Below are 26,930 nucleotides of genomic sequence, written 5' to 3'. Positions count from 1 at the left end.
CAGTTGAACTCAGCAATCGTGGTGAGATTGTGATTAACGATCGTAATGAAACCAATGTACAGGGTGTATTTGCTGCAGGTGATTGTACGACAGTACCATACAAGCAAATCATCATCGCAACAGGCGAAGGTGCGAAAGCAGCATTATCTGCCTTTGATTACATGATTCGTTCTACGAACTAAGTCAATATCTTGTTTTGTGACCACACTTACATTTAACAATGTAAGTGTGTGTTTTTACAAGTTATCAACAAATTTGTAACTTTCTTATTCACTCGCTTTGTGTTTATATTTTCGATATCCATACTTGTTGGATGCCACAACGAAAAAGGAAATATGAAAATGAATAAATTACTTGTTGCGTTAGGTCTAGCTGCTACTGTTGCTCTTGTAGGCTGTAATAAAGATAAAGCACCTGAAACTGGTGCAACAACGGGTGAACATTTAGAAAACGCAGCTGAGCAAGCTGGCGCTGATGTGAAAAATGCTGCTGATGCTGCAACAACCAATGTAGCTACAGCAGTTGATACTGCTGCTGATCAAATCGACGCTGCTGCTGATCATACTGCTCACGCAACCGCTGAAGCCGCTGCTAAAACTGAAGCTGCTGCACGTGATGCAACTGCGAATGTTGCTGGTGCTGTAGAATCAGGTGCAGCTGAAGTGAAAGAAAAAGCTCAACAATAATTTGTTGATAATAAAAAAGCCTCTGTAGACAGAGGCTTTTTTATTTGTACATTTTTAATTAAACAAACCTTCATCACGCATTGCAATTTGTACAGACTGACGTTCTGCAACTTTATTTCGTAGCGCGATAATATTGGTATAAGGCGTTAAATCATGCTCAATATGATTTGACCAGTTTGTCAGTACAAATAAATATGCATCCGCTGGACCAAAATTATCATCAACTAGATAATCATATTCAGATTCAGCTAAATAATTATCGATATATTTAAGTAAACGATCTACTTCTGCATATGCTTTGGTCTTTTCATCATCTGTAAGTTTACCACCAAAGAAAACAGCATATGCATCATGAAGTTCTGAGTTCAAATAACCCAACCATTCCAATACCTTAGCTCGTCCCATCCCTGATGGTGGAATTAAATCTTGCTTTGGATCGTGTTGTGCTAAGAATGGTAATATCGCTACATTTTCAGTCAAAATTAGACCTGGATTAATTTCTAGTGCTGGGACATAACCCTTAGGATTAATCTCGTAATAATCTGCACCTTTAGAAGTTTTATGCGTTTTTAAATCAACTCGTTCTAAATCAAAATCAACATTTATTTCATTTAAAATAATGTGTGCCGCTAACGAACATGCGCCTGGTGAATAATACAACTTCATCTCTAATCCTTGTTATCTAACTACTTATGCTCTTGAACTTCGAATGAACATCGAGAACAGATATAGATTTAAATTTATAATAGCTCTAATGCTAAAAACATCTACCCATCTACTATTAATGAATTTTTTTCTAGCTTGCAAGTTATATTCCGTGACGATTGATTAATTTATGAAAAAACAAACTGCACAATGTCACGGAATGTAGTTAAGCTCGACCAAAAAGCTTACCTAACCACTCAAATAGAGAATTTAAGAACTCGACAATGATATTTTTCTGATTCGGTTCTAGCTGAGCATCTGGTGTTTTTAAGTCTAAGTCTACAATGACAGGGTCATGGTCAGATGAACGATATGGGTCTGCAGCAAAGAAAAGTTCTTTTTGCTCATCAGTTTTATATTCTTCATTGTAATCAAGTACCGTCGGCTCATCAGCATTGATATGCCAAGCAAAAGCTTTAACTACACGTTTATAGAGATTTGCATCAGCAATCGCATGATCAAGATTACCTGCTCCACCATAACCATCACTATTACTGAAAACCCCAAAGACGTAACTATAAGCGTTCGTACCCTCGCCGATTTTGCTGTCATTGATTAGAACTTTGTAGTTGGCTTTTTCAAAAGCTAAAATTGGGTCTTCTTTGGCATAGCTATTCATATCACCAAGCAACAAAATATTTGGATTTTTGACTTGGGTAGGATTCTTTGCAATCCACTGAGTGAGCTGTTCGACGGCTTTAACACGAGTCGGATTCCAGCAGCCTTGACCATCTTTTTGATCTGCATCAAGCGAGTTCAAGTCAACGCCCGAACAACTTTTAGATTTAAGATGATTTGGAATCACTGTGAAAATTTGTCCACCATGCACTGGTTTGAATGATTGTGCGATAGTCGAACGATTCTTTTCACCCAGATCTAGAACGGCTGCTTTATTCACTGGTTGAACACGTTTGCTATTATAAATAATCGCCACAGCAATCACATCTGTGCCTAATTGATTTAAACCTTCAGGAATTACATATTTCCAATCAGGTCCTAAAGCTTTGGTTAAATAAGCAACCGCACTATCACTACCATAACCATTATTGGCAATCTCCATCAAACCATACACATCAGCATCAATGGATTTTAATGCGTTTATGATTTTGGCATGTTGCTTATCAAATTCAGCCTGACTGTTCGCACCACGTTCTGTAGGGAAACCATTCTTGCCATTGTCATAGTTCAACACGTTGAATGCTGCAGCACGAATATGTTTAGTTTGTTTCACAGCAATTGTCGTACGTGGATTAGTCGTGGTAACGACTTCAGGCAAGTTTGCACCTGCAATTGGTTGTACACGCCAAGCATTAAAGCGATATTCCAAAATGCCTTGTGCATTCTTTAATTGATATCCAGAACGTAAAGTTCTTAAAGCACTAAAATTTTGTGGCAACCATGGTGCTCGATTTTGATTATTATAGCCATCATCAAAAATGATCTTAGAAAGCAGGTTTTGCTGTGCCAATGCCTTCGCTTCATTCGATAAAGCTGGATATAGATTGGTAGGAATAAATAGGCGACCAAGACTCAGGGACAACTCACCATAACGCCCAAAATTATAGTTCTCGCTGACAGTTAAAGTTTGCGGTAATTTCACCAACATGCCTTGATAGCGTTTTGGTGTATTACCTGTATTTTCAGTCAAACTCGTAAATGGCAAATTAAGATCAAGTGGCTGAATTAGCGATGCCATATTTTGATTACAGGTTTGTATGTCTTGCTGTAATTGATCAATTTGAAGTTGGTTTTGATAGTTAGTGAGACGACCGCGTAAAATCACCTCATCGCCGATTTGTCCGCCTTTGACAGCACTGCTCGCAGGAATATAAACAAAAATCGCATTACTCACATTTGGCGTTGCCTTGCTATCTGGTGTTTGTATATAGAAACCTGAAAATCCATTGCTATAGCGATAGTCCGCCGTGATCACCCCACGAATCGTATAATTTTGATTTTGAGTTGACTGTGCTAAGTTCGCAATTGGAGTATCCGTACTGCTACAGCCGACTGATTCATTGACTGGAGGCGTTGTTGTTGAACCTGACAAATTTGAAAAATCATTTCGATCTGACCAAGCTTGCCAAGACTGATCTAAATCAAATGGACTGGTTGGATCAACACTGATCACAGGATTATCAGTTTGAATACGTTTAAAACTATTAGCAACACTATAAACTGTAGTGCCCCAACCTGAAGTTGGACGCTCACCTATCCGTCCAAAACGATCTACAGGCGTACCACGATAAAGTAATACAATCGCATCATCTCCATTGAATGATAGACCTGCTACTTGATTCACTTTGTTGCCTAATTGTGTTTGTAATTCCGAACGCCCGATTAGATATTTCTGTTTACTGGCTAAAGCCCCCTGTAAAGGAAATGCTGCTGTTTTGACTGTTCCCCCATTATTAAATTGTTGGATTTCATAATCTGCTAAATTTACTGTTGTCGCATCAGGATTATAGATCTCTAAACCTTTACGGTTGCTACTACCATCAACATATTGGCTAAACATGAGTTGCGCATGTGCAATAGAAAATGTAGAAGAAGCTCCTAACAGACCTAAACAAATTGTAAGCGAATGGTAATTAAAATTTTTCATAGTTTTTTACTAAGTGTTTTAAATTGCAATTAGGCTATGCAACTTCTATGACAACTCTATGAAGCTTTTTTGACAAATTTTAATCACTACTAAAAAGTTTCAAGTAAATAAAACGATTTAAAAGTTTGACTTGAACACCTGAACACTTAAAATACGGCATTTCTATATTTATATCTCCAGAATCATGTCAAACGATCAGTTAGAAACGCAAATTACGGAACTCGACAATTTGCCTGAGCACCGTGAAATTGTGACGTTTATGCGTCGTTCAGCTCCGCTCAATACGTCACAACGTACTGCTTTAGAAGATCATCGTGATTTAATTTTGGAATACCCTGTTGGTGATTTACGTCAGCACTTTGAGCACCCCAAACGTCCATTAACCGTTGAAATCGGTTTTGGTATGGGACGTTCTTTAGTACTCATGGCTAAAGCAAACCCTGAGCGCAACTTTGTAGGCATTGAAGTACATGTTCCTGGTATCGCACAATGTGTCTATGAAGCAGGCATGGCAGGTTTAAAGAACTTATTTGTATTGGATGCTGATGCAATCCAAGTATTACGTGAAATGCCAGACAACAGTATTAACTGTGTACAACTTTATTTCCCAGATCCATGGCAGAAGAAGCGTCATTTTAAACGCCGCTTCGTGATACATGAGCGTATGCAATTGGTTGAACAGAAGTTGGAACTTGGTGGGACTTTCCACGCAGCTACTGACTGGGAACCATACGCAGAATGGATGCTTGATATTTTGGACAATCGTCCTGATATGGAAAATTTAGCGGGTAAAGGTAATAGCTACCCTCGCCCTGAATGGCGTCCAGTGACCAAATTCGAACGTCGCGGGCTTGAATCTGGTCATAAGATCAATGACTTTATTTTCAAAAAAATAAAGTAGTAATTCATCAAAAATTTAAAAATAGCATTAAATATCAACATTTAATGCTATTTCAACCTATTAAAAACCAACTCAATTTTAAATTTCAAATATAAAAGACAAAAAGTGAATTATTAAAACAACTTATAAAAGCTGTACCTATCAAACCTATATGCTTACTTTGTAAAATCAAATGTGTTCAAATTTACAACCCTCTATTTACATGATCTATAAATATTTTTTGTTCATGTTTAGCTAAAATAAAAAATGAATCATTTTGATCTCAAATGAAGAAATTATTGCTTCATAAACAATGAGTGCTCTATTCAGTGCAATGATTTAGCCCAAAGATGAAGATAGGTTGGTTTTATGGAAAAAACTCTGCAATGCCCCAAATGTGGTTCTACAGAAATCGAAGTACGTGATCATGACAAATTACTTAAAACTACAGGTGGCGTTTTAATGACTGCTGCTGGCACAACTGCTGGTACAGTAGGTGGTGCAGCAACTGGTGCATCAGTTGGAGCAGCTATAGGAACTGTAGCAGGTCCATTGGGTGTAATTGTTGGTGGAACTATTGGAACTTTCGTGGGTGCAATTAGTGTCGGGATTACAGGTGGCGTCGTTGGTAATATTTTCGGAAAAAAAGCGGGTGTCGTGATCGACAAGAATATTTTTCAAGATTATTTATGTCTAAAATGCAAACATCGTTTTAATCAAAAGAATTGATTAAGTTCAAGACACATTTACCTAATTTCTAAGCTGATATTTAAACAACTCATATCAGCTAAATGTGTTTATAAACAATACTTAAGTTTTCTAATACAGGTATTTTCTGATCTGCTCCTCTTGTTATTAATTATAAAAAATGCAAACACGACCGAACTTAGTTTAGACAAAAAAGATTATACAATTTATACATTTATGGTTATTTACCAGGTAAATGACGGGTCTTAATACCTTCACTTAAGAGCTGATAAACATCAACAAGATCATTTCTTGCATCTTTTTCTAATAACTTATGATGCATTTTTAAAATATTTTCATCACCACGCATAGCTGGACCTGTCTGCATTTCTTTAGGGTCATTGATTGTTGCTTTTTGTGCAGTCTCCAATATCAATGGGTGAAGTAAAGAAAAATCGACCTGTTGTTCATCAACAATTTGTTTAGCAATATCATAACAGTAGTTACTAAAATTACATGCAAAAACAGCAGCCATGTGCAATGTCTGACGCTGTTGAGAGCTGTATTGGTAAACCTTCTGAGTCAAACTACCTGCTAAAGAGGTGAGTAAATCCAAATCATGATTGTTTACAGCCTCGACAAACACAGGCGTTGTAGTCCAGTCAATCTCTCGTTCATAACTAAATGTTTGTAAAGGATAAAATACACCTGATTTGTCGTTAACTACTGAAAGAACTTCTAAACTTGTACTTCCTGAAGTATGTACAATTAATACTTGCTGCAAATAAGCGCTAATTTTTTGAATAACTTCAGCTATTGCTTGATCTGAAATAGCGATGATCACTAGATCAATATCAGAACTTAATTGCTCAAAATCACTGATGGCAACAGCATCCACTAACGATGCTAAACGATTGGCTTTTTCTAAATCACGACTAAAAACTTGTACAATCTGGTGATCAGGATGGAGTACTTTTGCTAAATGATAGGCAACACGCCCTGCACCAATGAATGTAATTCTCATTTTTATAGAACCTTTTTAGAAGCGAAATAATCTACCAATAAACTCTTTAAGAAAAGATTACAATAATGAATTAACTAATTGAAATAATTAAGCAGAATAAGTAACTTGACCTATTCTGCTTAGAAATAAAGTTTAGATAAATGTCTGAAGCACTTTGCCTTTCAAGGTTTGACCTAATAGCGGTGTATTTTTACCTTGAGATAAAATTGTTTCTTTTGAAACAGTCCACTCTAGCTCTGGATCAATCAGTACCCAACCTGCTTCTTGTTTCCAACGTTCAGTCATATTGGCAACTTTAGCAGGATTTAAGGTAACTTTTTCGACCCATTCTAAAGCATCAAAAACACCTTCTTGGATAAGCTGAACACCTAAACCGACATAGGTATCGAACGCTGTAATACCTGGTTGAGTTTCAGCAAATGGAGCCATTTTTGCTGAACTACTTAATGGTTCGTGATGGGTACAGATAGCGTCAATCACGCCCTCTTTTAAACCCTGACGCAACAAAGCTTTATCTTGTTCAGAGCGCAGTGGCGGACGAACATGTGCTAGAGAATTAAATCCATCCGTCAATTGTTCAGTTAAATGAAGTTGATGCATTGCTACATCCGCAGTTACTGGCAAACCTTTGGCTTTCGCAGCACGAATCAAATCAGTAGACGCGCCACATGACAATAAACCAAAATGGGCTTTGACACCTGTTGCTTCGATCATGAGTAAATATTTAGCAATCGCCACAGTTTCAGCAATCGCAGGAATCATTGGCAAACCCTGACGCGATGCAATAAAGCCTTCGTGTGCACAACCATCTTTCGCGATTTGCGGCTCTTCTGCGTAAAATACTACTGTTAAATCTAGACCAGCAGCATATTCAAGCGTACGAATCACAACATCATCATTTTCAAAGGCGGCATTAGCATTTGAAACCGCAGTACAGCCACCTTTTTTTAGACCAGCCATATTAGAAGGTTGCTTGCCATTTAAACCTTGAGTTTGAGCACCAATAATTTGAAGATAAATACCACCATCTAGTTGAGCTTTCTCAATTAGACCATGGATCAACGCACCATTATCTTGCACGATCGGCTTTGAGTCAGGAGGTGTAATTACATGCAAAATACCGTTTGCTCGCGCAGCTCTCCCCTCAGATTTTAATGTGCCGTGCTGTTGTTGTCCTGGTTCACGCAAACGCGCGCAGAGATCAACCATAGTTGGCATTAACCATTTACCTTGACCATCAATCATCTGATCAACTTGAGATGCTGCATCAACAATTTTACCGTTCTCTACATAAACAGTTTTAACTTGATCTGTTTTTTGAATTGGATCGAGTACACGAACATTTTCAATTTTTACAATACTCATGTGTAGCACCCTTATACAGCAATCGCTTCAATTAAACCTTGTTCTTGGAGCTGACCTTGCATCGCAAGTGCCAATACTGCCATGCGAACCGCAATACCATTCGTGACCTGTTTTAAAATCACTGATTGATCGCCATCAGCGACACTCGAATCAATTTCAACGCCACGGTTCATCGGTCCAGGATGCATCACAATACAATCTGGTTTAGCTAAAGCAAGACGTTCTTTATTTAAACCATACATCTTGTAAAACTCAGATTGAGATGATAATGCTGGAGAGTCGATACGTTCATTCTGAATACGTAATGCAATGATGACATCACAGTCAGTCACACCTGCATCCATTTGATTGAACAAGCGAACATGTTCACCGTATTCATTAAAACCCACAGGTAACAAAGTATTCGGTGCAATCACTCGAATGTCTTTACAGCCCAATGTCTGCAAAGCAGCGACATTTGAACGTGCAACACGTGAATGTTTGATGTCACCAATAATTGCAACGCTTAATTGCTCAAAAGGCTTTTTAGTTTCACGGCGAATGGTCAGCATATCTAGCATCGCTTGCGTTGGGTGCGCATGACGACCATCACCTGCATTAATAATTGCGACCTTAGGACATACATCTTTTGCTATGAAGTGCGCTGCACCTGAAGAGGAATGACGCACGACGAATACGTCCGCAGCCATAGCTTCTAAATTCCACAGCGTGTCACGCAAAGTTTCACCTTTAGATGTACTTGAGCGTGCAATATCAATATTTAATACATTTGCGGATAAACGCTTAGCTGCTGCTTCAAAGGTAGTACGTGTACGAGTAGAGTTTTCAAAAAATAGATTCATTACCGTGCGCCGTTCTAGAAGCGGACGATTAATCAAATTATTATTATCATCTAAAAAGCTTTGTGCTGTATCCAAAATCTTAGTCAGACTTTCTTTTGAAAGCCCCTCAATCGTTAAAAAATGCTTGAGATTTCCTTGTTGATTGAGCTGTATCTGACTCAAAGTATGCAATGCTGCCACGTGCATAAGAGATTCCTTATACGTTAAGTTAACGCATTATACAGATTTTATATTTCTTTCGTCGTTGAAGTTTTCAGCACTCAGCAAAACTTTTTAGTGGTGATCTACAATAACGATTTAATATTTTCTCTGCATGTTAATTTGATGAAAAGAAAATCAAAAAAATAAGGATGTAGAAAAAGCTCTACACCCTTGTAACGCTGTAATTATTTTTCACTTATTGTTTTTTTATTATTATCACTTATCGCAATGCACCAATATAATGGTGAGCGACTTGAGCTTTATAAATTTCTTCTTCTGTAACTTCCATAAAATAGCTTTCTTCTGTTTCTTCTAGCTTTTTATTTTCAACTATGGCTAACGTAGGCTCTGGATATAAATCTATTAATGGACGTAAACGATCAACATAGTGAGCCAACTCTTCGTCACTTGTTTCCAAAGCAATTTCTATAATGTGTTTTGCATATTCTTTATTGTTAACTAAGTACATCACATCAATTACACGACTGGATACACGTCTTAAACGAACATACATTTGTGTTGCGATAGCAAAAGCTTCAGCATTTACCTTAATTTCACTATTCATGCTTTCTTTCATAAAGTCCTCACGTCGTTGGGAGAAATGTATATTCTTGATTCATCACATAGAAAGCAAAATATGTACCAATAATTAAAAACACATTTAAACTTAAAAAATATTTTTATGAAAATTGATTAAAAATAGTAAAAATAATAGTCAATAATGCGGTCGATCACACAAATTTGCACCGACAGTTTCATTAAAAATCAGTTAAAATAGCCGATTGCTGAACTGCTTTTTTGGAAATGTGCATGAATTCTACACAACGTCTGACAAACTATTGGGTGACCTGTGCGGATGGACTTGAAACCTTATTACAACAAGAACTTGAAAATTTAGGTATTCAAAACATTCAACGCTTTGCTGGACGTTTGGTATTTAAAGGTACACTAGAAAATGCATATCGTGTTTGTATGTGGTCTAGACTTGCTTCTCGCGTGTTGTTACCGATCCACACTCACGAATTAGAACATACTCACGATGCCCGTGATGTCGCAGAAGAACTCTATGAAGGTGCAATCAGCTTTGATTGGTCTCTCATTTTTGCACCGCAAAGCACCTTCGCAGTGCGTTTACATGTTGAACGAGACATTAAAGTAAACACTCAATTTGCAACTTTACGTGTGAAAGACGGTGTAGTCGATTCGTTTATGGAAGCTGTTGGTAAGCGTCCAAGTATCGATATTAAACAGCCTGAAATTACCCTTTATGCTTTGGCTGGTAAAACTGAACATACTTATTGCTTAGATTTATCGGGTGACTCATTGCACAAGCGTGGCTATCGCCGCTTTATGACTGACGCTCCGATCAAAGAAAACCTTGCAGCTGCGATATTACTAAAAGCAGATTTAGCAAATTATCGACCTGATATTATTTTAGATCCAATGTGTGGTTCAGGGACATTTATCATTGAGTCACTCATGATACTCACTGATCGTGCACCAGGATTAGTGAGACGTTTTGGATTCAATGGTTGGCATGGACATGATCGTGATTTATGGTTATCTCTCAAAGCCGAAGCTGCTGAACGCCATGAAAAAGCGTTAGAACAAGATTTACCAAAATTTTATGCTTACGATGCAGATTGGGAAGCTGTTAAAGCCACACGTCAAAATATTATTGCTGCAGGCTTCGAAAAACTATTGGATCAAATCCAGATTGAAGAACGTACTTTAGCAGATTGGGATGATTTCCATGCTGAAGGTAAAAAAGCATTTATCGTAACGAATCCTCCTTATGGTGAACGTTTAGGTGATAAAGCATCTAACCGCTCACTTTATCTAGGTTTATCTAGCTTATTGCAGAAAAATTTTCCAAATCAGCGTGCTGCAATTATCGCTGCGCAAATTGAACAAGCGGATGTGTTGGCATTTAATGACCCACAAACATTACGTTTGATGAATGGTAAATTGCCGATCTACACTCGATTCGGGACAATTAAACCAGCAACAGTTACTCAACCATTTCTAGCGACATGGCAACCTCAACAATTTGAAAAAATTGAAGGTGCAGAAGATTTTACAAACCGTTTGCAAAAAAATATGCAAAACCTAAAAAAATGGGCTGTAAAAGAAAACGTATTCTGTTTACGTATTTATGATGCAGATTTGCCTGATTTTAATGTTGCTGTCGATCTTTATGGTGATCGATTACACGTACAAGAATATGCCCCACCAAAAAGTATTGATCCTGAAAAAGCTAAAAAACGTTTCAATTTAGCTTTAGCTGCTATTCGTGCAGTTACAGGTCTAAATCGTGATGCGATTTTTATCAAAACACGTGCTAGACAAACGGGTACAAATCAATATACCAAGCAAAGTACAGCATCAAAACGATTTATCGTACAAGAAGGTAAAGCACGTATCTTAGTAAACTTGACTGATTATTTGGATACAGGTCTATTCCTAGACCATCGCCAAATGCGTTTACGTATTGCAAAAGAAGCACGTGGAAAACATTTCCTTAATTTGTATAGTTATACTTCAACAGCAAGCTTACATGCCGCTTTGGGTGGTGCAGCAAGCACAACGAGTGTGGATTTATCTAATACTTACTTGAGCTGGTCAAAAGAAAACTTTGTATTGAACGGATTAACTGTTGATCATGCCGATGAACAACATATGTTCTTTGCAAGTGATTGCTTTGAGTGGTTAAAAGAAGGTCATGAACAATATGATCTAATCTTTATTGATCCACCTACTTTCTCAAACTCAAAGAAATTCTACGGGACTTTTGACGTTCAGCGAGATCATGTTTCATTAATTAAACGTGCAATGAATCGCCTAACAAGTGATGGTACCTTGTATTTCTCAAACAACTATCGTGGGTTTGAGTTAGATGAAGAAATTGAAGCGATGTATCAGATTGAGGAAATAACGTCTGAAACCATCGGTTTAGATTTCAAACGAAATCACAAAATCCATCGTGCTTGGAAAATCCAACATCAACAAATATAAGTAAATCATCCAAGAGATCGGGTTACTTGACAGTAATCCGAATCTCACCTTTGATATTTGATGATTCAAACTCATATATCGTAAAGCGATCTGGATCTTGTGCATGAGGCTTGATCGTTGCCTTTTTCTTTTCTCGCAAGTCAGCGACATTATTTTTCTTTTGTTCTTCGTATGGCGACAGAACACCATCTAAAAGCGTTTCAATACGAATTTCTCGCAAATAATTATCACTTAAAATTCGCTGAGCACGCCACCGCTCTTCCTCAGGCTTCTGAGCATCTTGTTCAGCTTTCTGAATAATATAAGGTAAGGTATTGTTTAATATAGATGTTTGTTGAGCAAGAATCCTTTCTGATAGTGGCTGAACAGCCCAACCTTTCAAAGGCAGAGCGGTTATGAACAAAATTACACCGATATTGGTGTAATAGTGCTGCTTTTTTTCCATTGCAATTCATCCTGAATTTTTTTCTTATTTGCTCAGAAAGTATCAAGTTTTTCATAATGTCGCAATGTAATTGGTAATATTCATTGAAAAATCTGATAAATTGCTTAATACAAAAAAAGATGGTGACTTATGTCACCATCTTTTTAACTTGAAGATTTCAAAATTTAACTGAGTTTGATTTTGTCAAATACCAGTTGTCCGCCCTCAGCTTTAATCAAAATATTATCTCCTGGTTGGAACTCACCTGATAATATTTTTTGAGCAAGACTATTTTCAACTTGCTGTTGTATCGCACGTTTCAAAGGTCGAGCTCCGTAGATCGGGTCAAAACCAGCATCAATTAACAGATCAAACGCTGTATCATCAACAGTTAAGCCCATATCACGATCACTCAAACGAGAACGTAAACGATCTAACTGAATATCTGCGATACCACGTATCTGAGCTTTTTGTAGTGAGTGGAAGATCACTAGCTCATCAATACGGTTGATAAACTCTGGACGAAAATGCTGACTTACAGCACTCATCACAACAGTTCTTACTTCATCATCAGTTGCGCCTTCTCCTAATTCACGAACATCTTGTGAACCAAGGTTAGATGTCATTACGATAACCGTATTTTTAAAGTCAACCACACGACCTTGCGAATCCGTTAAACGACCATCATCCAACACTTGTAATAAGATATTGAATACATCTGGATGTGCTTTTTCCACCTCATCAAACAGTACAACGCTATAAGGTTTACGACGTACAGCTTCAGTTAAAACACCGCCCTCTTCATAACCAACATAACCTGGAGGTGCACCGACTAAACGGCTAACTGAGTGCTTTTCCATAAATTCAGACATATCAATACGAATCATGGCATCATCACTATCAAACAAGAAGTTTGCTAATGCTTTAGTCAACTCAGTTTTACCAACCCCAGTTGGACCAAGGAATAAAAATGACCCACTTGGACGATTTGGATCTGACAAACCTGCACGTGAACGACGAACTGCATTCGATACGGCGACGACTGCTTCATCTTGCCCAACTACACGATTATGTAAAAACTCTTCCATATTAAGAAGTTTCTCACGCTCGCCTTGAAGCATTTTTGAAACAGGGATTCCTGTTGCTGCACTTACCACTTCAGCAATTTCATTTTCAGTCACTTTAGTACGAATGAGCTTTGGTTCCTCATTTTCTTCTGCAACTTCAGCTTGTTCCAAACGTTTTTGTAACTCTGGAATCACACCGTATTGCAAACGTGCAGCCTCAGCTAAATCACCTTCACGCTTTGCTTTTTCTAAAGCAACACGTGCTTGATCAAGTTCAACTTGAGCCTTTTTATCACCTTCGACCAGTGTTTTTTCAGCTTTCCAAATTTCCTCTAGATCATTGTACTCTTTTTGCTTTTCAGCAATCTGTTGCTCTAAATGATTAACTTCAGCTTTACTCCCCGCATCTTCATCTTTTTTCACCGCTTCTAGTTGCATTTTTAACTGAATTAAGCGGCGATCCAATTTATCTAAAGCTTCAGGTTTAGAGTCAATCTCCATTTTGATGCGCGATGCAGCTTCATCAATCAAGTCAATCGCCTTATCTGGTAACTGACGATCGGTAATATATCGATGAGACATTTTCGCAGCAGCAATAATCGCTGAGTCTAGAATTTGTACACCGTGATGTGTTGCATATTTCTCTTTAAGACCACGTAAAATTGCAATCGTATCTTCCACACTCGGTTCATCTACCAAGACTTTTTGGAAGCGGCGCTCAAGTGCAGCATCTTTTTCAATGTATTGACGATATTCATCTAAAGTCGTTGCACCAACACAACGCAACTCACCGCGAGCCAAAGCAGGTTTTAACATATTACCTGCATCCATCGCACCATCACCCTTACCAGCACCAACAAGTGTATGCAACTCATCGATGAAGAGAATGATTTCACCCTCATGCTTCGCAAGGTCTTTTAGAACGGCTTTTAAGCGCTCCTCAAACTCACCTCGATATTTTGCACCCGCAAGTAATGAGCCCAAATCCAAAGAGAGTACACGCTTATTCTTCAAGCTTTCAGGTACTTCACCATTGATGATTCGTTGTGCCAATCCCTCTACAATTGCGGTTTTACCCACACCAGGCTCACCAATTAACACTGGGTTATTCTTGGTACGGCGCGACAACACTTGAATGGTACGGCGAATTTCATCATCACGCCCAATCACAGGGTCTAACTTACCTGCCAATGCACGCTCAGTTAAATCAATCGTATATTTATTTAATGAGTCACGTTGATCTTCGTGATTATTACTCATAACTTTGTCATTTCCTCTAATATTTTCAATGACTTTACGTAAATTCTCTGCTGTAACACCAACACCATTCAAAATAGTTTTGGTTTCGCCTGTATCCGCTAAACCCAACAACACCCAATCTGTTGATAAAAACTCATCACCAACTTTCTGTGCATAGCGATCCGCAAGATTCAATGCCTTTACCGCTTCAGGATTAAGATTAATATCACCTGTTGGGTTTGCTAATGTCGGAGCATTTTTTAAAGCTTGCTCTAATTTCTGCTTTAACTCAGGTAAGCGAGCGCCAGCCTGTTGTAATAAGCTTAAATTAGCAGGCTCTTCTAACAAGGTTGTCAGAATATGAATTCCTGCTATCGCTGTATGATCCTTACCCATTGCTAACGATTGAGCATCTGAAAGAGCTTGCTGTAAACGGTTTGTAAATTTTTCAAAACGCATTCTTGTTATTCCTCACAACAAATTTTCAACTTGTAATTAAGATGGGAACTAATTTTTAAATTTCAAATAAAATTAATATATATTTCAAAAATTTATATTAATCATCATTGATAAAACTCAGTAATAATATGGGACTATAAACTCCCTATTTCAAGTATAATTTTATAAATTTTTAATGTGTTGAAATATCACAAATGGACTATTGCTTATAATTTCAATCTGACCTACTTTGACATAAATAATTTCATGTCATTAAAAGCAATGTATTTTAATAAGTTTGTTATTTCTTCTGTTCTTATTACACTTTCATCAGTCTCAGTAGCTGAATTACCTAAAGACTCGCGTCGAGCGGGAGGAATTGCGGTAATACCATTATCAGACCAAATAACGCAGGTGTTTTATAACCATAAACCTGTTTTAATTTCTCGTGAAAATTCTAAACGATATGCTGTTTTCGGTATTCCATTATCTGCTCCTGTTGGAATATTGAACCTTGAAACGAATATCGCCCCAATTCAAATTGAGATCAAAGCATTCTCATATGCTGAGCAACGTTTAAACGTAAAAAATCAGGATTATGTAAATCCAACTCAAGCGCAACTTGACCGCTATGCTCGCGAAGCCAAAGAACAGAATGATATTTACGACTCTTTTATAAATAGTACTTGGACTCAATTTCCCAATTTTATCAGTCCAACTAAATGTAAATTCAGTAATTCGTTTGGTCGGAAGCGTTTTTTTAATGGAGAAGAACGTGCTCCGCATTCTGGATTAGATATTCCTGCACCTGTAGGACAAAAAGTAATTGCACCTGCTGATGGTATTGTCGTTCAGACTGGAAACTACTTTTTCAATGGTAATACCATCATGATTGATCATGGTCAGGGCTTAATCAGCATGTTTTGCCACTTAAGTAAAATTGATGTTGAAAAAGGTCAAACTATTCGTCAAGGTCAACTTATCGGTCTTGTAGGAAAAACTGGACGAGTGACAGGCGCACATTTGCATTGGGGTATGAGTTTAAATAATGCACGAGTTGATCCACAATTATTTTTAAAATAAAAAAGGTGATCGATATAGATCACCTTTTAGAAAATCTAAACAATCTTAAGCTTCGGCAGTTTCAACAATTTCAAAATCATGCGTGATTTCGACACCACCATCAGATAACATTTTACTTGCCGAACAATATTTTTCAGCAGAAAGTTCAACTGCCTTCTCAACTTGCTTTTCTTTGACAGCTTTTCCAGTCACAATAAAGTGCAAATGGATTTTGGTAAATACTGCTGGAATCGCGTCAGCACGTTCAGCTTTTAGCTGACACACGACATTCGTCACATCTTGACGAGATTTCTTTAAAATGGTCACAATATCAAACGAAGCACACCCACCAAGTCCCATTAAAATCAACTCCATAGGACGTGGACCACGGTTTTCACCACCATATTCAGCGGAACCATCCATCAGCACAGTGTGACCACTTTCTGATTTCGCTTCAAAAGCAACATTCTCTAACCAATGTACACTTGTTTGCATTGCAACTACCCAAAAAACGTTATAAATTTACTCTGTTCTTGTACACTAACATAAAATGAGTTGATAAGGAATTTCATCTCTTCTGTGTAGAAAAGGCTCTAACAAGGCCTGTGCGATCGGTTTTATCCAAATTCGGAAATTTTAAGCATGACTTCAAATTTTTCACAGCTTAGCACTGATGCTTTATCACCAGGTCAATTACCTGAATCTGTTAAAGCCTTGCTAAAACGTGCTCATATTAACAGATACCCTAAACGCACCACGATTGTTGACGCTGGAACGGAATCAAAATCACTGTATTTAATATTAAAAGGTTCGGTGTCAATTATTTTACGTGAAGATGATGAACGTGAGATTGTCGTTGCATACTTAAACCCTGGGGATTTCTTTGGCGAAATGGGTCTTTTTGAGAAGAACCCACAACGTACTGCGGAAGTAAGAACTCGTGATGTTTGTGAAATCGCCGAGATTTCATATGACAACTTCCACGAATTAAGCAAACAATATCCTGATTTGAGCTACGCGGTATTTGCTCAATTAGTTCGCCGCTTAAAAAATACAACACGTAAAGTAACTGACCTTGCATTTATTGATGTATCTGGTCGTATTGCACGTTGTTTAATTGATTTATCTTCGCAACCAGAAGCAATGATCTTACCAAATGGTCGTCAAATCCGTATTACTCGCCAAGAGATTGGTCGTATTGTCGGTTGTTCACGTGAAATGGTTGGACGTGTTCTTAAGACGCTTGAAGATCAAGGCATGATTCAAACTGATGGTAAAGCAATTTTAATTTTTGATACTTCATTAGAAGAAAATGCATTTACTGAAGAAGAGTTTGACGACGAAGAATAATCGTTACACGCTTCTAGTGACTCTTAACAAAGCCAGTGCCTCACACTGGCTTTAATTTTTTGATTTATCTCAAATATCATTTTCAGTTTGATTACATAATTACAATGATTATAGAGAGATTCAGAATGTTATGCGCTTCAAACATTTTTTATAATTCTAAGGAATGATTAAATCAATAAGATACTGATTTGGAGAGAATAAGTATGAAGAAGCTGGCTTTAAGCCTTTGTGCAGCATCAGTGATGACCATTTCTGGTTGTGCTTCTTTTGCTGATATGGCTGGTGCAGATAGTGCAACTTTGAATGCTCAATCAGCACAAAGTTTCTCTAAAATGACTCAAGAAGCTCGTGCTAAAAACCAACTTGATACTAGTTCTAGCACTTATCAACGTATCAATACGGTTTTCTTACGTTTAAAACCTTATGCAGATCGAATGAATCAAACTGGACAACGCTTTGATTGGCAGCTTGCAGTGCTGAAATCTGACAACGTGAATGCTTATGTCGCACCTGGTGGTAAAGTTGTTTTCTACACAGGTATCGTAAATAAGCTAAATCTAACCAATGATGAAATCGCTGCAATTATGGGACATGAAATGACCCATGCCCTTGAAGAGCACGCTAAAAGCAAAATTGGGGCTCAAGCACTGACTAGCCTAGCCATTGGTATTGGTACCAGCTATGCGGGCGCAAATATTGGTGAAGCTGGAAATGCGGCAATTAACTTAGGTAGCCAAATTGGTATTGGTTTACCTTATTCTCGTAATCTGGAAAGTCGTGCCGATTACGGCGGTTTGATGTTAATGGCGCGTGCTGGATACAATCCTAACGCGGCAATTAGCTTATGGGAAAAAATGAATCGTCTTGATGGTCCTGGCGGCGCATCATTCTTATCAACACACCCGTCAAATACTCAACGTATTGGCGATATGCGTAAGAACCTACCAGCAGCTATGGCTGTGTACAATCAAAGCCGTCGTTAAGCCATACAAAGCCACTAGATAATGATCTAGTGGCTTTTTTATTATCATGGTCTCAAACTGCATGAATCTCAGCTATCTTTTCATCGTTTGAATAATTTTGATGGATCTGTGCTAATTGCTTGATCTGTCCACTACGATGAGCAGTTACCTGAACTTCCATTTTCATTGCCTCCATCACTGCAACTACATCACCTTTTTCTACCATTTGATTGTCTTCTACTTTCCAAGCTGTAATTACACCTGAGATTGGAGCAAGCAGTGTTTTTTCATCAAATACTTTAACTTCTTCTATAGGTTTTACATGCTGTTGAACGGTTTGAAAATTTAAAAACTCCTTCGGCAATCCAATTTGTTGTAACTTCCCATCTATTTCAATCATGAAGCGTGCAAATTGATGATCATCCTGAATCATACTTCGCTGTTGAACTTCATATTCGTGAGAAAAATCTTGCTCAATCCATCGCGTATGTACTTTAAATTCGTCAACAAAATCTGGATGTTGCAATACTGCTTTATGAAAAGGTAAAACAGTGGCTACACCTTCTATTTCAAAAGCAGCTAAAGCCCTTTTAGCTCGTTGAATGGCAATCTCACGTGTTGGTCCCGTCACGATTAATTTTGCAAGTAAAGAATCAAAATGTCGGGAGACTTCACTTCCTTGCATAACGCCTGTGTCTAGACGAATTCCAATACCAGATGGCGCCATAAATTTGGATATTTGACCAAATGAGGGAATAAATCCACGTGCAGGATCTTCGGCATTGATACGAAACTCAATTGCGTGTGTTTGAGCTTTCGGCGTAGCTTGGATTGAAAGCGGTTCACCTAATGCAATTTTTATTTGTTCCACGACAATATCTAATCCCGAAGTTTGTTCAGACACGGGATGTTCAACTTGTAATCGTGTATTAACTTCCAAAAATGACAGCTTGCTATTTTGTTGGATCAATAAATATTCGACTGTACCAGCCCCGACATAATCAACTGCACGACACAGCTTGATCGATGAACTTACAATTTGCTGATAAATATCATCGGATATAAATGGTGCTGGCGCTTCCTCTACAAGCTTTTGATTACGTCTTTGCAAAGAGCAATCTCGTGTTCCAACAACAACGATATGACCTAACTGATCTGCGAGAATCTGAGCTTCAATATGTCTAGGCTTATCCAAATATTGCTCAACATAACATTCGCCTCGTCCAAAGGCTGCTGTAGCTTCTCTTACGGCAGACTCATACAGGCTCGCAACTTCCTCGAGCTCCCAAGCGACCTTTAAACCACGTCCACCGCCACCATAAGCAGCCTTGATAGCAATCGGGAGGCCATATTGTTTAGCAAACTTTAGTGCTTCTTCTGCAGACTGTAGTGGTTGTGCTGTGCCCTGTACCAATGGAGCACCAACTGATTGAGCAATTTTTCTTGCTTGAATCTTGTCACCAAGTTGTTGAATTGCCTTAGGCGGTGGCCCAACCCAAATAAGCCCTGCATCTAATACTGCTTGCGCAAAATCAGCACGTTCTGAAAGGAAACCATATCCTGGATGAATCATCGTGACTTGAGCTTTTTTGGCAATTGCCAAAATTTTATTAATATCGAGATAAGTTTCTTTTGCAGTTAAACCTGATAGCGCCCAAGCTTCATCCGCCATTTTGACATGTAAACTCGCCATGTCATCATCTGCATAGATTGCAACCGACCTAATCGCTAAATCTTTGCAAGCTTGAATCACACGAACTGCAATCTCACCCCGATTTGCAATTAAAAGCTTATGTGAACTGTACATTTATTTTAAGTCCATAAAATCTGAAATTTGTCTAAATTGAATCAAACACCCCGTTGGAATCTGCGCGATTAGGTCCAGATGATATGCTGCAACACTCGCGATGACTGGATATCCGCCTGTAATTGGGTGATCATTCATAAATAAGACAGGCTGACCATTTGGGGGTACTTGTATCGCTCCAGTACAACATCCTTCACTCGGTAACTCTTTGTCTATCTCTCTCACTAGCGGTTTTTCACCACTTAATCTAAATCCAATTCGGTTACTTTCGGCACTGACTTGCCAACGCTGATTGAAGAACAATTCCAAACTTTCTGTAGAGAACCAATCTGTTCGAGGACCTAAACACACATCTATAATTATTTCATCGCCTACTTTTGGTTTTGTTCGAACAAAATGATTTAACTCAACAGGATAAGTTTTTAACTGAGCAGAATAAATCTGATCACCGACCTGAATAGGCGATGTACCCAATTCTGCAAGAGAATCATAACTGACACTACCTAGAACTTGCTCCGCATAGATTCCACCCTGAACTGCAAGATAGTTACGCAACCCTTCTTTAGGCTGTGTTAGATAGATCTCATCACCATCATCTAAAGCGATTGGTTGGGATAAACTGGCTTGTCTTTTACCTGTCTCTTTATAAGTAATCCAAAGCTCACTCAATGCACCCGTCACTGCGATTACAGATGGCTGAATGATTTTAAGTTTTAGCCCACCATTTAAAATTTCTAACACTGCTGCGTGTTTAGGATTACCAACGATTAGGTTCGCTTCAACAAAACTACTCTGATCTAAAGCGCCTGCTCTTCCAACTCCAAGAGATGCTACATGATGCCGACCTTGATCTTGGACTAAGACTTGTAATCCAGTATTTAATACTTCAAATAGAACGGGTTTATAGGTTGCTAAATTTGAATGAACTAGGGTTGTTGAAACAGAGGTTTGTGTTGGGTTTCGACTAATATCTTTAAAAATCACTTGATCAGAAGGCAGTAACAAAGCTGGATTTTCTCGGTGAATATCCCACATGATTTCATCCGTTCTCCCAATCAGTTGCCACCCACCAGGACTCTCCTTAGGATAAATTCCGCTATATTCTCCTGCTAAACCGACAGATCCTGCTGTTACTTTTTTACGGGGTGAGGATCGGCGTGGGACACTACCAAATGGCTGATCATGGCTCATCAAATAAGCAAATCCCGGTGCAAAACCAATGAATGCAACTTGCCAGCAGGTTTCGGTATGTTTTCGAATCAATTGTTGAGTTGTTAGCCCTAAATGATCGGCTATTTCTGCTAAATCACAACCATCATAATGAACACCAATAACAATTTCTTTAGTTGAATTAAATCGTTTTAATTCAATTTTTTGGGAACGAATCCATTTGATCAAGCTAAGTTGATCAATCCAAATTGGATCGAAATACACCAAGACTGTTCGAGCAGCAGGAATTAATTCTTGAATATAAGGATGATTCGCTTGATTGAGTGATTGATATACTGCAATTGTTGTTTCTAAAGCATCTAATTCAATTAAAAATGCATTTTCATTGACCGATAAAAATCTCATTTCAGCACTCAACGATATGATCTATAAGTCTTAAGATACAAAGCTATGTATAGCAATTTGGTGATCAGCTAAGGTTTGGCGAATCACTTTTGCCATCTGTAACGCACCTAACGAATCTCCATGCAAACAGATTGTATCGGCTTTAAGCGGTGTAAATTCGCCTTCTATAGACATGACACCCTTTTTTTTGATCATATCTAATACACGCTCAGCAATCATTTCTACATCATGCAAAACTGCGCCCTCTTGACGACGAGAAACCAAGGTTCCATCACGATGGTAAGCACGATCAGCAAATGCTTCTGATACGACTCTTAAACCTTGCTTTCTTGCAAACTCGATTAGGGGTGAACCAGCTAAAGCGACTAATACCAAAGACGAGTCGTAAGCCAAGATCGCATCTATAACTGCTTTTGCTTGAGTTAAATTGGTAGCGATAGTGTTGTACAAAGCGCCATGAGGTTTTACATACCGAACGCTAGTGCCTGCGACTAGTGCTAGACCTTGTAAAGCTGAAATTTGATACAAGACATCTGCATATAACTCATCATATGCCACATCCATTTTACGACGGCCAAAACCCACTAAGTCTGGATAGGAGACATGCGCTCCAATACTCACTTTTAATTGAGCAGCTTGCTTCAATGTTTGTAGAATACTTTTGGGATCGCCTGCATGAAAACCGCAAGCAATATTGGCACTACTAACAATCGGAAGTATTTGTTCATCATTACCCATAGACCATGAGCCATAGCTCTCGCCTAAATCACTGTTTAGATCAATGTACATACGCTTCCCAATTGCTACTCTTTCTTTTATTGATTTATTTTAGCAATATACTCCAACGCTTTGCTTTACCAATATTTATTTTTATTAATTTCAGAATGGGATTTTATACAGAATTTATTTTAATTAAGCATCTTTTATATGTAGTAGACACTTAGCCCCCAAACTCTTAGGAGCTAAGCCATATAGATGCCTATTTAGCTAAAAGTAGATGCAACATATGCGTTGCTATCGTATGTCGAATATGATCAGGACGCTGATAAAAATAGCGCTTACTTAGACCATCACCTGATAAATCCTCTATAACTTGATAGCCAATTTCATTTACAGCTTGATGCAAATTTTTCGGTCTAAACAGACCTTTTAATGGTTCTTTCAAGAAACGAGTAAATTGTGAAACAAATAAACTTCCGAAACGTTCAACACCATTCAACTCACGATAGTCAATTGAATAATCTAAAACCACTTCACTTCCCTCGCTAGCGATTTGAGCAATACTCGATAAAGTATGTAATGTGGTTTGTGGTTCAAGATAGTGTGTTGTACCCAACCAAGAAAAAAATGCTTTTTCATCTTGTTGAAATGAACTTCTTGCCAATGCATCTGCAATCGACTCTTTTTCAAAATCAATCGACACAAACTCAACATTAGCTGGAATGTCGCCAAATTCTTTGAGTTTCAACTGTTTTGCCGCTTGGGTATCAGGATGATCAACTTCAAAAATTTTTAAATTAGGATAGCGCTGTGCTTGTCTCAACGTGAACGAATCTAAACCTGCACCCACCAAGACATATTGCTGAGTTCCTTGCTGAATCGCTTGCTGCAATAAGTCTTCTGCATATCGAGAACGACCAACAACTTGCCCTGTCAGTAAACCTAAAGTTCGGTTAAATACAGTTGAGTTCATCACTTTAACAGTAAGCGATGTTTTCAATAATTTTTGCCAACCTTTGCTAGTTAGGTTAAATGCAAATGGATCGGAAAAAACTGGATTTTGAGCATTTTGGAAATGATTTGCACGTAATGCTGCCGCTGCCTCAGCCGTTCGGCTTGATTGTCCATCTTTCATATTTATTTCCTAATTTATTTGTATCTTGCAAAAAATAAGCAGCAAACTCCATCCTAAGATAAAATTTACTGCCCTTATATCACTCGACTAAAAAATTAGTTGGTCTTTTCAGTTTGATACGTCACTTGGTAATCGTTTAAATCCATCTGTTTTAAACGTTGTTTTAACTTTTTCAATGACCAAGGCCAAGCAGCAAAGTTTCGACCATTTGCATCTAAATAGTAGCTCTTACATCCACCAGCATTGAAAACAGTTGTTTTAAGATGCTTTTGTACTAACTCATTGTGCTTTTTAATCACTTCAGGTTTGATGTTTAACTTGGCAATACCTTGATCTCTAATTTTCAATAAACCATCAACGATATAATCAAGTTGAGCTTCTGCTAGACCAATAAAAGAGTCATATACCAGAACGTTCGGACCCAAAACTAAGAAGGCATTTGGTACGTTTTCAATGCTTGTACCTAAATACGCTTCTGGAGAACTGCTTTTCCAAAGGTCATTTAAAATCTCACCTTTTTCGTTAGCAACACGCTTGCCAATCGGTGGATGAGAGACTTCAAAACCTGTACCCCAAATGATCACATCAACTTCATGACGCTCACCATTTGCAGCAACAACAGTATTACCTTCAACCTTTACTAAACCATGAGGGATGAGTTTAGTATTTGGTTGCTGTAAAGCTGGATAATAATTGTTTGCGAACAATAAACGCTTACAACCAATAGTAAAGTTTGGCGTTACATTTTTACGTAACTCTGCGTCTTCAATTTGGAAACGCAGAATCAGTTTAGCCAACTCACCTACTGGTTTTAACACAGCAGGATTACGTAAACCAAAGTTAATTGCATTCAATGATTGAGCAACCGCTTGGCGCCAAGTTTTTTGAATTAATGGATATTTCTCGATTAATTTTTTACTTACATCACCCAAATCCGTATCAGGTTTTGGAACAACCCACGGCGCAGTACGCTGGAATACATATAATTCTTTAGCTTTTGGTTGAATTTGTGGCACAAACTGAATTGCTGATGCGCCCGTTCCAATGACCGCAATACGTTTACCAGTCAAATCATAATCATGATTCCATCTTGCTGAATGGAACATTTCGCCAGTAAAGGTATCTAGACCATCTAATTTTGGAATTTGAGCTTCGGTAATTGGGCCTGTTGCGAAAATCGCTGAACGTGACAAGAACTGCCCTTTATTAGTATCCATCACCCATAAATTACGCTCATTATCCCATTTTGCACTGAGTAACTCTGTACCAAATTCAATTTTTGAACTTACGCCAAAATTTTCACTCACTTCTTCTAAATAGTTCAAAATTTCAGGTTGACGAGCAAACAAGTGACTCCATTTTGCGCTTGGAGCAAATGAGTATGAATACAAAGCTGACGGTACATCACAACCACAGCCTGGATAAGTGTTTTCACGCCATGTACCACCAACTCGTGTTGCCTTTTCAATGATCTTGTAGTTGCTATAACCAACTTGATCAAGACGAATTGCTGTTGCAATACCTGAAATCCCTGCGCCTACGATAAACGTATCGTAAATATGCTGTGGGAGTGCTTTTTTGTCAGCAGAATTTAATTTTTTTGCTTGAGCTGTCATTCAAAATATCCTTTCATCTATAAACAGATGTCAATAACGGTGTCTTACCGAATTCTCATCTAAATTTCATCATTAGCCTTCGGCTCGACCTACTTTTCTTTTGGGATGAGGAGCGAAGCTCCGCAAGGGCAACCATCTTGCGCAGCTACATCGCTGCTCATCCGCAAAACCTGTTCACCACTTTCATTTATTTAATACTTTCTTGGATATAAAACCTTATTATCTTTTTGATACTATGCAGGTTGCGGATGATCATTACGCGTATCAAAACTCGATAGAAATTTTACATTTGCTTAGGCTATTTCATTAATCGGTATGATGTACCCAAGAATTTTGCATATAAATTCGGAGCAGTACGTTTCATTAACCAGAATAGTTTTGCGTCAATCTGAGGGATGGTATAAAGCTGATCTTTATCCAAACGGTCTAATGTCAACTTGGCAACTTTGTCACTGGTCGTGAAGGCCAAGTTTGTCAGTGCATAGTCCAAGATACCCTTGTGCGGTACTTTTCCGTTTTTGATGATATTGGTAGGCACCAATGTTGGACATAACACATTGACTTTGATGTTATGTTTTCTCAATTCAGCTGAAAGCGTTTCAGACAAAGCACGTACCCCAGCTTTAGTCACGTTATACGCTGTCATTTCAGGTGCCGCAGTATAAGACGCTGCTGAAGCAACATTGATAATTGCACCGCGACCAAGTTGTTTAAACTTTGGTACGAAATAGTGACAACCATGAATCACGCCCCATAAGTTAATATCTGAAACCCATTTCCAATCTTCCAGAGAGGTTTCATCAAACTTACCACCCAATCCAACACCAGCATTGTTGATCACAAGTGTTGTTGGGTGTTGCATAAGTTGTTCTGCTTGGTCAGCAAGCTTTTCAACTTGTTTAGCATTTCCAACATCGCACTTTACTGCAAAAGCTTTTGAACCCAATTGCTCGATTATGGCAACCGTTTCTTTTGCTGCTTCCAAGCTAATATCGGAGCAAACCACAGTCCCGCCACGCTTTGCCAATTCAAGTGCAAAACTACGACCAATCCCACTTCCCGCACCAGTTACCACTGCATATGCGTTTTGGCTTGGTTTGGCTTTCTTTCCAAATAATTTCATATTTGTATTCCAAAATATTGTTTCAGCTTGACCAAGTTATGCAGATGCTGCACGAACAGATGGTACAAATTCTTTTAAGAAATAAGGTGATAACAAACCTGTTTCTGGATTTAATAAACGTTCTTTGTAATATTCCATGTATTTTGTAGTGTCATGGTCGTTTGGATGGAAGCTTGGACGTAAATATTCCAAGATATGCATAAAGCTACTACCAAATACCCCTCGTTCACTACCAAATAATAATGCGGTACTTTCTAATACATCTTTCATATAACGTGGATTGATCAAATTACTTGGCTTACGAATAAATGGCATCAAGTAACCACCTAAAGAAACACCACCTAAAATGGTTAAACTTGCAAGTAAGAATCCCGTGATACGAACCCAGTAATCGCCCGATAA

Annotated in this window: 23 protein-coding genes and 1 pseudogene; 8 read left to right on the top strand and 16 right to left on the bottom strand. The window is 38.2% G+C overall.

Translation table 11 applies throughout. From position 1 onward, the window contains the following. A partial coding sequence (locus A2003_RS11530) for an FAD-dependent oxidoreductase (RefSeq protein ID WP_286687402.1) occupies positions 1–182 on the top strand: 182 nt, incomplete at its 5' end. A gap of 159 nt (positions 183–341) precedes the next feature. Continuing rightward, positions 342–686 carry a hypothetical protein gene (locus A2003_RS11525; protein ID WP_004915129.1) on the top strand — a complete coding sequence of 115 codons (345 nt, stop codon included), beginning with the start codon at positions 342–344 and terminating at the stop codon, positions 684–686. A 54-nt stretch (positions 687–740) separates the two neighbouring features. Here the strand turns inward: A2003_RS11525 and A2003_RS11520 are convergent, their stop codons facing one another. Both A2003_RS11520 and A2003_RS11515 read right to left on the bottom strand, forming a co-directional pair. Next, the gene (locus A2003_RS11520) at positions 741–1,352 is read right to left on the bottom strand and encodes a glutathione binding-like protein (protein ID WP_004915125.1); all 612 of its coding nucleotides are present in this window, start codon (positions 1,350–1,352) and stop codon (positions 741–743) included. Positions 1,353–1,557: 205 nt separating this feature from the next. Further along, positions 1,558–3,996: an ExeM/NucH family extracellular endonuclease gene (locus tag A2003_RS11515; RefSeq protein WP_151817052.1), complete on the bottom strand. Its 2,439-nt coding sequence runs from the start codon at positions 3,994–3,996 to the stop codon at positions 1,558–1,560. A gap of 184 nt (positions 3,997–4,180) precedes the next feature. Here A2003_RS11515 and trmB point away from each other — a divergent pair, with 184 nt between their 5' ends. Together trmB and A2003_RS11505 are read left to right on the top strand one after the other, a co-directional pair. After that, entirely contained in the window at positions 4,181–4,897 is a 717-nt protein-coding gene (gene trmB, locus A2003_RS11510; protein ID WP_112986835.1) for a tRNA (guanosine(46)-N7)-methyltransferase TrmB, read from the top strand. 348 nt (positions 4,898–5,245) lie between these two features. Then, positions 5,246–5,605, top strand: coding sequence for a hypothetical protein (locus A2003_RS11505; protein ID WP_005402767.1), 360 nt, complete (start codon positions 5,246–5,248; stop codon positions 5,603–5,605). Positions 5,606–5,804: 199 nt separating this feature from the next. On the opposite strand, the gene A2003_RS11500 is transcribed toward A2003_RS11505, so the two are convergent. The 4 genes from A2003_RS11500 to A2003_RS11485 all read right to left on the bottom strand — a co-directional run bounded on the left by A2003_RS11500 (position 5,805) and on the right by A2003_RS11485 (position 9,572). Continuing rightward, positions 5,805–6,587 carry a Rossmann-like and DUF2520 domain-containing protein gene (locus tag A2003_RS11500; RefSeq protein ID WP_112986834.1) on the bottom strand — a complete coding sequence of 261 codons (783 nt, stop codon included), beginning with the start codon at positions 6,585–6,587 and terminating at the stop codon, positions 5,805–5,807. Between the two features lie 132 nt (positions 6,588–6,719). Then, positions 6,720–7,952, bottom strand: a complete 1,233-nt coding sequence (locus tag A2003_RS11495; RefSeq protein WP_112986833.1) for a dihydroorotase — start codon at positions 7,950–7,952, stop codon at positions 6,720–6,722. Positions 7,953–7,963: 11 nt separating this feature from the next. After that, a complete protein-coding gene (locus A2003_RS11490; RefSeq protein ID WP_286687401.1) occupies positions 7,964–8,980 on the bottom strand; it encodes an aspartate carbamoyltransferase catalytic subunit in 1,017 nt (338 codons plus the stop codon). A gap of 235 nt (positions 8,981–9,215) precedes the next feature. Further along, the gene (locus A2003_RS11485; protein WP_112986832.1) at positions 9,216–9,572 is read right to left on the bottom strand and encodes a hypothetical protein; all 357 of its coding nucleotides are present in this window, start codon (positions 9,570–9,572) and stop codon (positions 9,216–9,218) included. Positions 9,573–9,805: 233 nt separating this feature from the next. Between A2003_RS11485 and rlmKL the strand changes: the two genes are divergently transcribed. After that, positions 9,806–12,010, top strand: a complete 2,205-nt coding sequence (gene rlmKL / locus A2003_RS11480) for a bifunctional 23S rRNA (guanine(2069)-N(7))-methyltransferase RlmK/23S rRNA (guanine(2445)-N(2))-methyltransferase RlmL (protein WP_004953619.1) — start codon at positions 9,806–9,808, stop codon at positions 12,008–12,010. Positions 12,011–12,032: 22 nt separating this feature from the next. On the opposite strand, the gene A2003_RS11475 is transcribed toward rlmKL, so the two are convergent. Both A2003_RS11475 and clpB read right to left on the bottom strand, forming a co-directional pair. Further along, complete coding sequence (locus A2003_RS11475; RefSeq protein ID WP_005402769.1) at positions 12,033–12,455, bottom strand: hypothetical protein; 423 nt, start codon at positions 12,453–12,455, stop codon at positions 12,033–12,035. Between the two features lie 164 nt (positions 12,456–12,619). Then, positions 12,620–15,199 carry an ATP-dependent chaperone ClpB gene (gene clpB, locus A2003_RS11470; protein ID WP_286687400.1) on the bottom strand — a complete coding sequence of 860 codons (2,580 nt, stop codon included), beginning with the start codon at positions 15,197–15,199 and terminating at the stop codon, positions 12,620–12,622. Positions 15,200–15,460: 261 nt separating this feature from the next. Here clpB and A2003_RS11465 point away from each other — a divergent pair, with 261 nt between their 5' ends. Then, entirely contained in the window at positions 15,461–16,261 is an 801-nt protein-coding gene (locus tag A2003_RS11465) for a peptidoglycan DD-metalloendopeptidase family protein (RefSeq protein WP_286687403.1), read from the top strand. Positions 16,262–16,306: 45 nt separating this feature from the next. On the opposite strand, the gene A2003_RS11460 is transcribed toward A2003_RS11465, so the two are convergent. Continuing rightward, entirely contained in the window at positions 16,307–16,735 is a 429-nt protein-coding gene (locus A2003_RS11460) for an OsmC family protein (RefSeq protein WP_004953612.1), read from the bottom strand. A 147-nt stretch (positions 16,736–16,882) separates the two neighbouring features. On the opposite strand from A2003_RS11460, the gene crp reads away from it, so the two are divergent. Continuing rightward, positions 16,883–17,590 carry a cAMP-activated global transcriptional regulator CRP gene (crp, locus tag A2003_RS11455; RefSeq protein ID WP_004915082.1) on the top strand — a complete coding sequence of 236 codons (708 nt, stop codon included), beginning with the start codon at positions 16,883–16,885 and terminating at the stop codon, positions 17,588–17,590. A gap of 203 nt (positions 17,591–17,793) precedes the next feature. Further along, positions 17,794–18,573 carry a M48 family metallopeptidase gene (locus tag A2003_RS11450; RefSeq protein WP_004915079.1) on the top strand — a complete coding sequence of 260 codons (780 nt, stop codon included), beginning with the start codon at positions 17,794–17,796 and terminating at the stop codon, positions 18,571–18,573. A gap of 52 nt (positions 18,574–18,625) precedes the next feature. Here A2003_RS11450 and A2003_RS11445 read toward each other — a convergent pair whose 3' ends face one another. The 7 genes and pseudogenes from A2003_RS11445 to A2003_RS11415 all read right to left on the bottom strand — a co-directional run. Then, positions 18,626–20,359, bottom strand: a complete 1,734-nt coding sequence (locus A2003_RS11445) for an acetyl/propionyl/methylcrotonyl-CoA carboxylase subunit alpha (RefSeq protein WP_286687399.1) — start codon at positions 20,357–20,359, stop codon at positions 18,626–18,628. Continuing rightward, positions 20,360–21,934: a 5-oxoprolinase subunit B/C family protein gene (locus A2003_RS11440; RefSeq protein ID WP_286687398.1), complete on the bottom strand. Its 1,575-nt coding sequence runs from the start codon at positions 21,932–21,934 to the stop codon at positions 20,360–20,362. Between the two features lie 30 nt (positions 21,935–21,964). Further along, a complete protein-coding gene (locus A2003_RS11435) occupies positions 21,965–22,723 on the bottom strand; it encodes a LamB/YcsF family protein (protein ID WP_286687397.1) in 759 nt (252 codons plus the stop codon). 190 nt (positions 22,724–22,913) lie between these two features. Further along, positions 22,914–23,789: a class I SAM-dependent methyltransferase gene (locus tag A2003_RS11430; protein ID WP_286687396.1), complete on the bottom strand. Its 876-nt coding sequence runs from the start codon at positions 23,787–23,789 to the stop codon at positions 22,914–22,916. A 95-nt stretch (positions 23,790–23,884) separates the two neighbouring features. Then, positions 23,885–25,405: a flavin-containing monooxygenase gene (locus A2003_RS11425; RefSeq protein ID WP_130576157.1), complete on the bottom strand. Its 1,521-nt coding sequence runs from the start codon at positions 25,403–25,405 to the stop codon at positions 23,885–23,887. A 298-nt stretch (positions 25,406–25,703) separates the two neighbouring features. Beyond that, a complete protein-coding gene (locus A2003_RS11420; RefSeq protein WP_286687395.1) occupies positions 25,704–26,528 on the bottom strand; it encodes an SDR family NAD(P)-dependent oxidoreductase in 825 nt (274 codons plus the stop codon). Between the two features lie 36 nt (positions 26,529–26,564). Beyond that, positions 26,565–26,930, bottom strand: a pseudogene (locus A2003_RS11415) (metal-dependent hydrolase); the annotation flags it as partial.

The organism is Acinetobacter sp. GWC1_38_13 (genome assembly GCF_001767535.1).
GTDB classification, from domain to species: Bacteria; Pseudomonadota; Gammaproteobacteria; order Pseudomonadales; family Moraxellaceae; genus Acinetobacter; species Acinetobacter junii.
This window is presented reverse-complemented; position numbering and strand designations above follow the sequence as displayed.